The sequence below is a fragment of the Streptomyces sp. NPDC003635 genome (assembly GCF_053587635.1).
In genome coordinates, this window is the sequence record NZ_JBSFOK010000032.1 from 13,887 (window position 1) to 26,044 (window position 12,158).

A 12,158-nucleotide genomic window follows, 5' to 3' on the forward strand; every position below is an offset into this window, starting at 1 on the left:
CACACGACGCGGCGGGCCTGCCGTCCCGACAGCTGCTTTCGACGAAGAATGCCCGCCGCTGCTGTACGACCGCGGCAAGAAGCACGCCATCCTGTCTGAATCGTCGTTCAGGTTCGGGCACCACACATCTTGTACAGGTGTCACTGACTTCACACCCTATAGCTCTCCGTAAAGATGCAAGTGCGAGGCGGCTAGATACTCGGCAGGCGTGACAAACGTTACCCAGTTCTCTTCGTCGCCCGAAGTGGGAACCGGGTCGTCAAGTTCGATCTCTTCTTCGTCATACCCGAGGTTGCCTTCGCTGTAGGCGACGTGCAGAATCGTTTGAGCAGCCATGAGCAAGGAAGCGGTGCCCTTTTGGGCGATGCATGTCATGTTCGCCCCGCCAACCTTCCATCCTTTACTGTCCGCATCTGGCGGCGGTAGATGAAAAATTCCGTGGGCCAATAAATGGCGAAGCTGCGCCCCGACTTGAAGCGGCAACGAGATTTTCCCTTTGGATATTTGAAAGCTCTCCTCCAGCCGCTTATGTCGATTTAGCCGTGGGTCATTGCGGCAGTGATCATAGAGATGGTCCACGATGCAGAGGAAGTGAGGCGGTACAGCGCTGGTGTACCTGCTCACTATTGGCTTGGCATGCTTGACGAGCTTGCCATCATCGCCATACGCGGGATCCATTGCGCGCGTCATGCTCTCGACCGCGCAGTAAGCGTAGAGAAGGCGCGTCAATTTAAGGTGCACTTTCGATGCAGTAGCGTTCTGGGCATCTTCATAGGGCCAGGCCGCTGAGCACATATAGTTAGCGCGCTGGTTGACGGTAAGATCGATCTTTAGATCCATGACTCCAGACGCCAGAGTTAGCCATGTGACGGCGCTTCCCCAATGCTCTTCCGCGGTGACATCCGAGCCCCCTGCATCTGTCCGCATGAGCCAATTACTGAGTCGACTCGCATGCCTTTCTGGGGTAACCACGTCCGGGCCCCCCGGACACTTGTTTGCTCCCCACGGCTTCCGTGCCCACATTGTTCGCATCTATCGATTATGCACGCGGCGCCAAGCGATGTCCGCGTTTTTACGGTCCCGCATGCCAGGTGATCGTTTTGCTATTAACGCCAGGCCTTGCGGCCCTCTGCACCTACCGCTACCACCACTAACCCAGCTCCCATCCCGTCCGCCGTCGACCCACACACCGTGGAGCGGGCGTGGTCCAGGGCGTCCAGGTGGAGCGCGCCGCTGTACGAACGACCTGGACGCCCTGGGCCGCGTCTGCTCGGCTCTGCCTGGGTCGACGGTGGTCGGGATGGGAGCACCCCACGCACGCCCCTACGGACCCGCGGTCGGCAACGGCGCCCCTCCATCCCGGTGCCGGCCGATCCCCCGCCGGAGGCATCGTCTTTGACCGCGCCCCGTTCTATGCGGTGATCGACTCATGGCTTCCGGCCCTATCCACATGTGGGCGCGCGTCGGCGCAGCGCGGGCGGAGCGGGCCGAAGGCAGGAGCGGCGCCCGGAGCGGAGCCGGGAAGCGCGCCCGGCGGAGCGGAGCGCAGCCGGGGCTTGATGAAGTAGAGAAAGTTTTATCCCGCTGGGGCCAGGGTGATGTGGTCTTGCCTGGTGGGCTCAGGACTGCGAGACCCCGCTGCCGTCGGATTCAGCCGGTCGTTGGTGGCCGCATGCGAGCTTCTCGCCGTTCGCCCCTGTCACCTGGTAGTCGAGCAACACGTTGTAGGGGTCGCCGTCTTGGTAGAGCCAGACCGTGAACACGTGGTTGGTGACGACCACCGAGAACTGGACGCTGGCGTCGGTCAGTGGCACGACCTCGAACGCGTCCCCGGGCTTCAGCCAGAAGTCTTCCCCGTACGGCTCGATGAACAGGCAGATGTCCGCCTTGCCTGCGTTCTCCACGGGCAGCGTGGACTTCACGCGTTCTCGTCGAGAAGGCGTTGTCCGTCGTGATTGCGGACGTGGGGGCCGTTGCCGTCCAGCGCGTCCAAGAGCCTCACTGCGAATGCCTCGGACATGCGGTTGCTCACCTCGTCCGGCGTGAGCCATGAGACTGCCGTGGACTCCGTAGAGGTGCGCTCGGTGCCGCCGGATGGCTTGCAGCGGAAGACCAGGGCGATAATTCCGCGGGTCATGTTCTTGTAGACGCCGGTGAGTGTGTCCACCTCGACGTGGATGCCCGTCTCCTCCAGGACCTCGCGGGTGACGCCGGCCTCCGGAGTCTCGTCGAGTTCGAGGATTCCGCCCGGGAGCTCCCAGTTGCCGTTGTCGGCTCGGCGGATAGCCAGGAGGCGGCCGTCCTCGCGCACCACTACTCCGGCTACGGACACGGAGTGCAGGGGAGGCGCTGCCGCTTCCTGTGGTTGACTCATGTAGAGGAGCTTAGGAGGCAGAGAAGGACTATGGGAACTGCTGCTGGGGGGGGCGCGTCTGGGCCTCGGTACGTGCAGATCGCGGAAGAGATCGTGCGGCAGATCCGGGCGGGGATCATGAAACCCGGAGACATGGTGCCGAGCGAATCCGAGCTGGTGGACCGCTACGGCGTGTCCGGCGGCACGATCCGCAAGGCCATGGTCGAGGTGCGGGCGAGCGGGCTGGTCGAGACCCGGCACGGCAAGGGCTCGATCGTGAAGGACCGGCCCCCGGTGCGCCACCGTTCCTCCGACCGCTTCCGGCGCTCACTCCGGCAGGGCGGCCAGGCGGCCTACCTCGCGGAGTCCACGCAGTCCGGAGCGACGGCCAAGGTCAGCGTGCTCTACATCGGGCCGATGGACGCGCCGGAGGATGTCGCCCAGCGCTTGGCTGTCCCGGTTGGCGCTCAGGTGCTTGCTCGCCGGCGCCTCTACTTCCGCAATGGCACCCCGGTTGAGGTCGCCACGTCCTACCTCCCGTGGGACGTCGTGAAGGACATTCCCGAGCTGTTCGCCGAGAACCCTGGCGGCGGTGGCATCTACGCCCGACTCGAAGACCACGGGCATGAGTTCGCGGAGTTCGTGGAGACGCTGCAGGCGCGGCCGGCCTCCAAGTCTGAGGCTTCGGAGTTGGCACTGAATCAGGGTGCGGCCGTGGTTCATCTGGTCCGGGAGGCCCGCACGACCGAAGGTCTCGTGGTCGAGGTGTGCGACACCCTCATGGCCGCTGACCAGTTCGTCTTCGAGTACCGCATCCCTGCCGCTGACTGACGGTTCCTCAACTTCCCGCAGCCCGCCGCGAGTTTCTCTCTGCGGCGGGTTGACTCATGTATAGGAGTGGGGCACTCTTCTTCATGTCACTCATATACATGAGTGACGGAGTCCATCATCTGTAGAGGAGTACGCGCTGTGCGTCAGATCCCCGTCGACACCTCCACCGCCGTCGTCATGGTCGCCAAGACTCCGCAGGTCAAGGTCCGTGACCGGCGTACTGGAGAGATCGCCACCGACACCGAGACCGGAGCCAGGCTCATGACGGTCGACGTGATGTTCGCGGCGAACGAGGAAGTGGAGATCCTCTCCGTCACGGTTCCGGAGCCCGGAATCACCGGTGAGCTGGCCATGGGCACGCCGGTCGCGCTCACCGGTCTCATTGCCCGCCCCTGGGAGAACGACTTCAACGGTCAGAAGCGGCACGGCATTGCCTTCCGTGCCGTCGCGGTCACCTCGCTCGCTGAGGCTGCCGCAGCAGGGCCGAAGGCTGCCTGATCATGACCGCTCTCACGGTCGCACTGGTGCTGGTCGTCGTCACCGCGGGTGTTCTGCGGTGGCGGCGTCCCGCCTGGTACTGGTTGGCCTTCGGGGTCACGCTGGCCGCGTTACGGGTCCTGGTGCGGTACGGCACTGTCATGGATGCGTGCGGCCTGACCGTCCCGCCCTCGCGGTGGCGACTCGCCCTGGCGCGGGCCACCAACCGGCCCATGCCGGAGTCACGTCCGCCGCGCATCCTGCGGTTGCGGCCGACACGTACGGGTCTCGTCCTGCGGCTCAAACTCCGTCCCGGACAGGACGCGTTCGACGTCGCTGCCGCCTCGGACCGGCTTCGGCACTCGTTCTCGATGTACGGCGTCAACTCCCGTGAGCTGCGCTCCGGTGTCGTCGAGGTGCGGATGACCGGCTACGACGTACTCAAGCGGGTGCAGATGCCCGCCGAGACCGATACCCGACCCATGCGGGTCCCCGTCGCCCTGCGCGAGAACGGCACCGTCCACTACCGCGACTACCGGGCCATTCCCCACGCTCTCACCCTCGGCGCCACGGAATCCGGTAAGTCGGTCTACCAGCGGAACCTGGTCGCCGGCCTTGCCCCGATGGACGTCGCCCTTGTCGGCATCGACTGCAAGCAAGGGGTTGAACTGTTCCCGTTGGCTCGCCGGTTCTCCGCTCTCGCCGATACTCCTGACGCTGCGGCTGAGCTCCTCGACGCGCTTGTGGAGCGGATGGCGGAGGTCTATCAGCTCATCCGTTCTCAGCAGCGAATCACCGCCGCTGTCCCGGACGCGGAGATCGCTGCCGACATCTGGGACCTGCCCGACCATCTGCGCCCGGTGCCGGTCGTGGTCCTGGTCGATGAGGTTGCCGAACTCGCCCTGTTCGCCAGCAAGGATGAGGAGAAGCGCCGGGACCGGATCATCACCGCCCTGGTACGTCTCGCCCAGCTCGGCCGTGCGGCTGGCATCTATCTGGAGATCTGCGGGCAGCGCTTCGGATCCGAACTCGGCAAGGGCATCACCATGCTCCGTGCCCAGCTCACCGGCCGCACCGCCCACCGCGTCAACGACGAGACGAGCGCGAACATGGCCTTCGGGGACATCTCCCCGGACGCCGTCCTGGCTGCCATCCAGATCCCGGCCGAGTTGCGCGGGATCGCCATCGCCGGGGACTCCTCCGGAGGCTGGCACCGCATCCGCGCCCCGCACACCTCCCTGCGCCAGGCCGTCAACACCTGCAACCGGTACGCCGACCGCACCCCGGACCTCCCCGAGCTGGCGCCGTTCCGGCCGGTGCTGAGCGGCCCCCGGCAGAGGCCGGTCCCGCTCTCCAAGACGTTCCCCGTCACCACCTGACGCCTCTTCCCACCTTGGTCGGCGCGGCCTTCTCCTGCGCCAAGTCCCTACCCCCGCCATGCCTGCTGAAGGGAGATCCACGCCATGTGCCCTGACTGCGAGGACCTCGCCCGCACGTTCCTGCTGCTGGGCCAGCTCGCTCTCTACGCCGACTCCGACGATGCGGACCTCAGCTTCGTCGAGGCGGTCAGCCCGGCCCTGGCCGCCTCGCTGCCCACGCCGCCCGGTACCTCGGACGACACCCCGGGGGAGGTGTCCTGATGGGCGTCCGTCACGGACTGCGCGTGGACGCCATCCTCATTCAGGCCGTCATCGCCGGAGCACTGTCCTTCGCTCACCTTCACGACCTGGCCGCCGCTGCGGGACAGGACGGCTGGAAGGCGTGGGCCTACCCGGTGAGCGTGGACCTGCTCTTGGTCGCGGCCTGGCGGCGCCTGCGGACGGAAGGCCCGTCCCGGCTGGCCTGGTGCTGGTTCCTCATCGCGCTGTTCGCCTCACTGGGCGCCAACGTCGCCACCGCCGGATTCCTCGACCTGGCCGACCCGCCCGCCCTGCTCCGCCTCGGCATCGCCGGTTGGCCCGCCCTCGCCTTCCTCGGCGGCACGCTCCTCGCCCACTCCGCTGGCCACCCCGCGCCCCCGGCCCCGGAGCCCACTGCAAGCCCCGAGTCCGCGGCCTGCCCGGCCGAGCCGGACCCCGATCCCATCCCGGCGGCCCCTGCCCCTGCGGCGGCCGAGGAACCACCGGCCCTTCCGCCCACTGACCCCGCTTCCGACGCCGGGCCCGCGGTTCCCGCCGTCCTCCTCGACCACGCCCGCAAGGTCGCCGCCGAGTACCGCGACCGGACTGGCGCCCCGATCGACACCGACACCCTGCGCGCCCGTCTCGGCGTCCCGCCCCACCTCGCCGACGCCATCGCCGCCCAGCTCGCCTGACCCGAGAGAGACGACAGATGGCCTTCGACCCCTCTGACCTGACCGCTACGGACCACCTCGACGGCGCCCGCGAGATGGCCGCCGCCAACCGGCCCTACCTCGCCTACCTGCTCGCCGAGGAAGCCGCCCGGCGCACTGCCGACCCGGCCGCCGCTGCCGACATCCGCGCCGCCTTCCCCAATCCCACCAAGTCCCGGAAGGACTGACCGCCATGCCCGCCCGCGACCACTTCCACTCCGTGATGCGGATCGGCCCCGTGCAGATCGGCACCCACCGCGACCGCAGCGGCCGGACCGCGCACGCCGCCGTCTGCACCGCCGACCGCTGCGGATGGTCCGCCGACTACTCCAGCCAGACCGCCGCCCAGCTCGCCGCCCGCACCCACCGCTGCCGCGTCCGCTAGGAGACCGCCCGCCATGCAGGTTCCGCTCTGGTTCGTCCTGCTCGTCGTCGGCTACCTCGGCGTCAAGCTCATTCGTCCGCCCGCCTGGCTTCTCGGAGTCCTGCTGCTCGGCGGCTTCCTCCTCGCCGACAGCGTGCTCGCACCCGCCATCAACAGCTTCCTCAAGTAGGTCGCTCCTGAAGGGAGTCCGCCGATGTTCCGTCCGAAGATCCCGACCATGCCCGTCCCGACCGGGCAGGTGACGCCGGCCGTCTTCGTCGAGCCGACCACGGTCACTACCTCGGCCCATGCCGTGCCGCCGACCGCCCCCACGCAGACCCGGCGGCCGGTCGTCCAGCTCACCCCGGGTACCGCGCTCGCCCTGATCGGTGGCGGCACCGCCGCGGTTCTGGTCGTAGGCGCCGTGCTGGTCTCCATGCTCCTGGCGGTCGCCGTCACCGGAGCCTCGATCGCCGTCTGCGCCCTCGTCGTCCGCTCGCTCATCAGCGCTGAGACCCGTCGGCGCTGAGCGGCCCCCGGGCGGCCTCGATACCGCCAAGCATCCGCCGCCCGGGCGCCGTACCCGTCCGATCTCGCAACCGGAAGGAAGCATCCAGCATGGCCCACCGCGCCTCAGCTCCGATACCGAGTGCGCCCGTGCCCGCCACATTCCTCGACCCCATCACCCTCGGCGACCTGCTCCGAGTGGCGTCCGCCTCCGACTTCGCCCGGTGGGAAGACCAGATCCGCCGCACCGGAGGCTGCTCCGACCCGATCCACCTCACCGGCTGGGTCCTCCACAAGGACAAAACCACCGGTGAACGACTGCACCACTACTCCACCGAGGACGAGCCCGGCGGGCGGCTCCGCCTCGCCTGCGGCAACCGCCGAGCCTCCCGTTGCCCGTCCTGCGCTTGGACCTACGCGGGGGACACCTACCACCTCATCCGCGCTGGCCTCGCCGGTGACGACCGCCGCGACATCCCCGAAACCGTCCGCGAACACCCACGCGTCTTCGCCACCCTCACGGCACCCTCGTTCGGCCCGGTCCACAACCGTCCCGACCACGGCGCCTGCCGCTGCGGTACACAGCACACGGTCGACGCGCCGGAGTTGGGCACCGCCCTCGACCCGGACACCTACGACTACGCGGCCGCCGTGCTGTTCAACAACCACGCCGGGCAGTTGTGGCAGCGCTTCACCACACGGCTCCGCCGCGAGATCGCCGTCCGCGTCGGCCTGACCCGCCGGGAGCTCTCCGAGCACCTCCGTGTCTCGTACGGCAAGGTCGCCGAGTTCCAGAAGCGAGGTGCCCTGCACTTCCACGCCGTCGTGCGCCTCGACGGCCCGGAGGGACCGGGGACACCTCCGCCCGACTGGGCCACGGTCGACCTCCTCACGAGCGCGCTACGGGCTGCCGCCGCGCACTCCTACACCTCGGTGTCGGTACCGGCCGCCGAAGACGAACCGGCCCGTACCTTCCGCTGGGGTCGACAGCTCGACGTCCGCCCGGTGAAAGCCTTCGGTGACGGCTCCGACATCACCGAACAGGCCGTCGCCTCGTACGTCGCCAAGTACGCCACGAAGGCCGCTGAGAACACCGGCACCCTCGACCGCCGCATCGGCGAACTCGCCGAGCTCGACCGCCACCAGCTCCCCGACCACACCCGGCGCCTGATCACGGCGTGCCGTGACCTGGACGGCCTGTACCCGGAACGGCGCCTCTGGGCCTGGGCGCACATGCTCGGCTTCCGCGGGCACTTCTCGTCCAAGTCGCGCACCTACTCGACCACCCTCGGTGCCCTCCGTAAGGCGCGCGCCGACTACCGAGCCGCCCAGGAGGCCGCCGCGCGGGGCCTCGACGAGCGCGAGCCGGACACCGTTCTCGTCCTCAGGGACTGGCAGTACGCCGGCCATGGCCACACGCCGGGTGAGGCCGCCCTCGCCGCGACCATCGCCCGCGACCTCCAGACCAACCGCGAGACCGCCCGCGACGCCCTCCTGACCGAAGGGAGCATGGAATGACCACGGCCATCCGGTCTCGGCGCACGATGCTCACCCTCGCGGAGGTCTGCGAGGAACTGGCCATCTCCCGCTCGACCTTCTACGACTGGCGGGCCAAGCGCCGCGCGCCCCGCTGCATCAAGCTCCCGAACGGCGACCTCCGTATCCGGCGAAGCGACCTCGACCACTGGCTCGACGACCGCGAGGAGGCCGCCTGATGGAGACCACTTTCGATGTCAAGATCTACAAGATCCTGGTCTACAAGGGCGCCCGGAAGACCACCTACACCGTGAGGTGGGTCGTGGCGGGCAAGCGTTGGCGCGAGCCCTTCGACACCGTCGCGCTCGCCGAGGGCTTCCGCTCCGGACTCATCCAGGCCACGGGCAAGGGTGAAGCCTTCGTGGTCAGCACCGGTCTTCCGGTGTCCCACCGCTCCAAGGCTGCCGAGATGAGCTGGTACCGGTTCGCCGTCGAGTACGTGGATGCCCGCTGGCCTCAACTCGGCGGCAATAGCCGTAAGAACGTCGCCAAGACCCTGACCGCGACCACCATTGCGCTCCTCCGGGCCAAGCCCACTCAGTTCGCACCCGCTGACGTGCGCACGGCCCTCCGCGAGTGGGCGTTCAACACGAACCGACGACCGGACGCGCCCCGAGAGGTGGCGGCGATCCTCAGGTGGGTCGAGCGGAACTCCCTCCCCATCTCGGTCTGGGAGGACCCTGAGCGCGTCGAGCAGATCCTGCGCGCCATCGACACCCGTCTCGACGGCAAGCAAGCTGCGGCCTGGTCCAGGAAGCGCAACCGTCGCATCCTCAACGTGGCCTTGGAGTACGCCGTCCGGCGGCGAATCTTGCGGGCGAACACCCTGCCCAAGGGCAAGGAATCGACCAGCGCCACGAAGACCACGAACGCCGTCGACAAGCGGTCCTTGCTGAACCCCGAGCAGGCGGCCGCGATCCTCGACTGGATCCGCCGCCGGCCCCGGGGCGGCAAGCGACTGCACGCCTTCTTCGCCACGCTCTACTACTGCGGGCCCCGGCCGGAGGAAGCCGTGGCGATGCGGGTCGAGGACGTGACTCTCCCACCCCGCCAAGCCGCCGACCAGTGGTGCGAGTTGCTGTTCCACACCGCGACGCCAGAGGTCGGTAAGCAGTGGACCGATACCGGGGAGATCCACGAGCAACGCCATCTGAAAGGGCGTGCGGAGGGTGACACGCGCACCGTCCCAGGACATCCCGACCTGACCCGCATCCTTCGCCAGCACATCGAGGACGAGCAGCTCCGGCCCGGTGATCTGCTGTTTCAGGGCGAGTTCGGTGGCATCCTCGCGGGGTGCGTCATCCGGCGGGCCTGGCGCAGCGCCCGTAAGGCCGTGCTGTTGCCGCACGTCTTCGACTCGCCAACCGGGCGACGTGTCTACGACAACCGCAACACGCGGTTGACCAAATGGCTCAACGACGGCATCCCTCCCGCTCAGGTCGCTGAGTGGGCCGGGAACAGCGTCGCTGTGTTGCTTTCCACATACGCCCGGTGCGTCGACGGGCAGCTGCCGGACCTGAAGCGGCGACTTGAAGCCGCCGGAGATCTTCCCGAGTTGCCGCACGGCTGAGTGACGGTCTCCGGCGGCGAGAACTTCGACACGTATTCGACACGGCCACCCGCGAAATCCCGGTGACAGCCGGACGGCCCCGGAGTGCTTCCATGATCGACGGGGGAGTGCCCGGGGCTCCGGCGTGTCTGGTGAAACAGGCCCTGACCAGCAAAAAAGCCCTCCCGGAGGAGAGCTGAGGAATGGCGCCCCCGGCAGGACTCGAACCTGCGGCCAAGCGCTTAGAAGGCGCCTGCTCTATCCACTGAGCTACGGGGGCCGGTGTGGTGGCCTCTGTCGTGGTGCCCGGGTGTGGGCTGATCCGTGACGTTGCCGGGGACAAGGATAGGGCTCCCGCGTCCTTGTCCCTGCTGCTTCGCCTCCGTGGCTCGATGTGGAGGTTCAGTGAAGCGGTCCTGATAATCGCAGGCAGGTACGAATCGTGCACCGCTTTTGGCGTCTCGCGCACCGGGTGTTGTGCACTCGTTATGCCTGGACTATGCCGGTGTCCCGGTCGCCCCTTCCGTCCCTTGTGTTCTGTCGGCGCGCAGACATGCTCATATGCTTCAGAATTCCCCTAAAATTGGGCATTCTTCGCATGTGGTGACCTTGGACGTACGGCCTCAGTTGATCGACGCACTCTCCGCTCTGCGCGACCGAGTCGCAGCCGCACGCTTTCCGCTGCCCCTGGCGGGGGCGCCACGCGCGCGTGCCAACCGCGACGAACTGCTCGCCCAGCTCGACGACTACTTGGTGCCCCGGTTGAGAGAGCCTGAAGCGCCCTTGCTGGCCGTCGTGGGAGGTTCCACGGGCGCCGGCAAGTCGACGCTGGTCAACTCCCTCGTGGGACGCAGGGTCAGTGAGGCGGGGGTGTTGCGGCCCACGACACGGACGCCCGTGCTTGTCTGCCATCCGGAGGATCATCACTGGTTCAGCGGGATGCGCGTACTGCCCGACCTCACGCGGGTGTGGGTGCCTCAGCAGGACCCCGGCGACGACCTCCTGCTGCCCGGCGAGGACCCCGCGCGCGTGCTGCGCGTCGAGACCGCCGAAACGCTCCCGCCCGGCCTCGCCCTCCTCGACGCGCCCGACATCGACTCCCTGGTCGCCGACAACCGCGTCCTCGCCGCCGAGCTGATCTGCGCGGCCGACATCTGGATCATGGTCACGACGGCCGCCCGCTACGCCGACGCCGTCCCCTGGCACCTGCTGCGCACCGCCAAGGAGTACGACGCCACCCTCGTCACCGTCCTCGACCGCGTCCCCCACCAGGTCGTCTCCGAAGTCTCCCGGCAGTACGGCGCCCTGCTCACCAAGGCCGGGCTCGGCCATGTGCCCCGCTTCACCGTCCCCGAGCTGCCCGAGTCGGCCTGGGGCGGCGGACTGCTGCCCGCCACCGCCGTGGCCCCGTTGCGCACCTGGCTCGTCCACCAGGCCCAGGACCCGGCAGCCCGCCAGCACGTGATGGCCCGCACGGCCTACGGCGTCCTCGACTCCCTCAAGTCCCGGATGCCGGAGCTGGCCAGCGCCGCCGCCGCCCAGTACTCCGCCGCCCTGCGGCTCACCGCCGCCGTGGACTCGGCGTACGACAGCGAGCACGCGCGCGTGCGGGGCCGGCTGCAGTCCGGCGCCGTCCTCGCCGGTGACGCCCTCAAGCGCTGGCGCGCCTTCCCCCTCGACTGCTCCGCCGGTGAACTCCTGGACGCCCTCGTGGGGAGCCTCGCGGCCCTGCTGCTGTGCGCGGTCACGGCCGCCGACGAGCGCGTCGAGGACGCCTGGCGCCGCGAACCGGCGGCTGCCGACCCCACCCTCCGGGACCGCGACCCCACCCTGGAGAGCGCCGAGCACCGCATCGGTCTGGCGGTACGGCGCTGGCGGCGCGAGCTGGAGGAGTACGCCGAGGAGGAGGTGCGCGGCCTCGAGCGGGGCGCGGCGCCCGATCCCGAGGTCGTCGCCGCCCTGGTCGCCACCACCCTCCTGGGCGGCCGCAGGGCCCGCTCCGCGGGCGAGGGGCTCGCCGAGCGCATCGGGGCCCATGGCGCGCTGCGGCTGCGCGACCGGGGCGGCCGGTTGCTCGCCGACCATCTCGACCGGGTCATGCACACCGAACGCGAGCGCCGGCTCGCCCCCCTCGACGCGCTCGACGTCCACCCGGAACCGCAGGCCGAGCTGATCGCCGCGCTGTCCGTACTGCAGAAGGAGAGGTGAC

At 68.7% G+C, this 12,158-nt stretch carries 16 protein-coding genes and 1 tRNA gene; 13 read left to right on the forward strand and 4 right to left on the reverse strand.

What is annotated here, in order from left to right; all coding sequences use genetic code 11:
* Positions 1–156: 156 nt before the first annotated feature.
* The 3 genes from ACWDRW_RS26570 to ACWDRW_RS26580 form a co-directional block, all read right to left on the reverse strand.
* A complete protein-coding gene (locus tag ACWDRW_RS26570; RefSeq protein ID WP_451726567.1) occupies positions 157–840 on the reverse strand; it encodes a hypothetical protein in 684 nt (227 codons plus the stop codon).
* A gap of 779 nt (positions 841–1,619) precedes the next feature.
* Entirely contained in the window at positions 1,620–1,922 is a 303-nt protein-coding gene (locus ACWDRW_RS26575) for a hypothetical protein (RefSeq protein WP_451726568.1), read from the reverse strand.
* Positions 1,919–2,374, reverse strand: coding sequence for an NUDIX hydrolase (locus ACWDRW_RS26580; RefSeq protein ID WP_451726569.1), 456 nt, complete (start codon positions 2,372–2,374; stop codon positions 1,919–1,921). Before ACWDRW_RS26580 ends, ACWDRW_RS26575 begins: the two co-directional genes overlap by 4 nt.
* 30 nt (positions 2,375–2,404) lie before the next feature.
* On the opposite strand from ACWDRW_RS26580, the gene ACWDRW_RS26585 reads away from it, so the two are divergent.
* The 12 genes from ACWDRW_RS26585 (at position 2,405) to ACWDRW_RS26640 (ending at position 9,970) form a co-directional block, all read left to right on the forward strand.
* On the forward strand, positions 2,405–3,184 hold the full coding sequence (locus ACWDRW_RS26585) for a GntR family transcriptional regulator (RefSeq protein WP_451726570.1): 780 nt from the start codon (positions 2,405–2,407) through the stop codon (positions 3,182–3,184).
* A 138-nt stretch (positions 3,185–3,322) separates the two neighbouring features.
* Entirely contained in the window at positions 3,323–3,682 is a 360-nt protein-coding gene (locus ACWDRW_RS26590; protein ID WP_451726571.1) for an SCO3933 family regulatory protein, read from the forward strand.
* Between the two features lie 2 nt (positions 3,683–3,684).
* Positions 3,685–5,040: an FtsK/SpoIIIE domain-containing protein gene (locus ACWDRW_RS26595; RefSeq protein WP_451726572.1), complete on the forward strand. Its 1,356-nt coding sequence runs from the start codon at positions 3,685–3,687 to the stop codon at positions 5,038–5,040.
* Positions 5,041–5,124: 84 nt separating this feature from the next.
* Positions 5,125–5,301 carry a hypothetical protein gene (locus tag ACWDRW_RS26600; RefSeq protein WP_451726573.1) on the forward strand — a complete coding sequence of 59 codons (177 nt, stop codon included), beginning with the start codon at positions 5,125–5,127 and terminating at the stop codon, positions 5,299–5,301.
* Positions 5,301–5,975 (forward strand): DUF2637 domain-containing protein, encoded by a 675-nt coding sequence (locus tag ACWDRW_RS26605; protein ID WP_451726574.1) that lies wholly within the window; start codon positions 5,301–5,303, stop codon positions 5,973–5,975. The genes ACWDRW_RS26600 and ACWDRW_RS26605 overlap by 1 nt, the downstream gene beginning before the upstream one ends.
* 17 nt (positions 5,976–5,992) lie before the next feature.
* Positions 5,993–6,181 carry a hypothetical protein gene (locus ACWDRW_RS26610; protein WP_451726575.1) on the forward strand — a complete coding sequence of 63 codons (189 nt, stop codon included), beginning with the start codon at positions 5,993–5,995 and terminating at the stop codon, positions 6,179–6,181.
* A gap of 5 nt (positions 6,182–6,186) precedes the next feature.
* Positions 6,187–6,378, forward strand: coding sequence for a mobile element transfer protein (locus ACWDRW_RS26615; protein WP_451726576.1), 192 nt, complete (start codon positions 6,187–6,189; stop codon positions 6,376–6,378).
* A gap of 13 nt (positions 6,379–6,391) precedes the next feature.
* On the forward strand, positions 6,392–6,547 hold the full coding sequence (locus ACWDRW_RS26620) for a hypothetical protein (protein WP_451726577.1): 156 nt from the start codon (positions 6,392–6,394) through the stop codon (positions 6,545–6,547).
* A gap of 24 nt (positions 6,548–6,571) precedes the next feature.
* Complete coding sequence (locus ACWDRW_RS26625; RefSeq protein WP_451726578.1) at positions 6,572–6,886, forward strand: SpdD-like protein; 315 nt, start codon at positions 6,572–6,574, stop codon at positions 6,884–6,886.
* Positions 6,887–7,014: 128 nt separating this feature from the next.
* On the forward strand, positions 7,015–8,382 hold the full coding sequence (gene repSA / locus ACWDRW_RS26630; RefSeq protein ID WP_451726579.1) for a replication initiator protein RepSA: 1,368 nt from the start codon (positions 7,015–7,017) through the stop codon (positions 8,380–8,382).
* Positions 8,379–8,579 (forward strand): helix-turn-helix transcriptional regulator, encoded by a 201-nt coding sequence (locus tag ACWDRW_RS26635; protein WP_451726580.1) that lies wholly within the window; start codon positions 8,379–8,381, stop codon positions 8,577–8,579. The genes repSA and ACWDRW_RS26635 overlap by 4 nt, the downstream gene beginning before the upstream one ends.
* An 83-nt stretch (positions 8,580–8,662) precedes the next feature.
* A complete protein-coding gene (locus ACWDRW_RS26640) occupies positions 8,663–9,970 on the forward strand; it encodes a tyrosine-type recombinase/integrase (RefSeq protein WP_451726581.1) in 1,308 nt (435 codons plus the stop codon).
* Positions 9,971–10,153: 183 nt separating this feature from the next.
* Here ACWDRW_RS26640 and ACWDRW_RS26645 read toward each other — a convergent pair.
* Positions 10,154–10,229: transfer RNA gene (locus tag ACWDRW_RS26645), tRNA-Arg, on the reverse strand.
* Positions 10,230–10,549: 320 nt separating this feature from the next.
* Here ACWDRW_RS26645 and ACWDRW_RS26650 point away from each other — a divergent pair.
* The gene (locus ACWDRW_RS26650; RefSeq protein ID WP_451726582.1) at positions 10,550–12,157 is read left to right on the forward strand and encodes a dynamin family protein; all 1,608 of its coding nucleotides are present in this window, start codon (positions 10,550–10,552) and stop codon (positions 12,155–12,157) included.
* The last annotated feature ends 1 nt before the right edge of the window (position 12,158 follow it).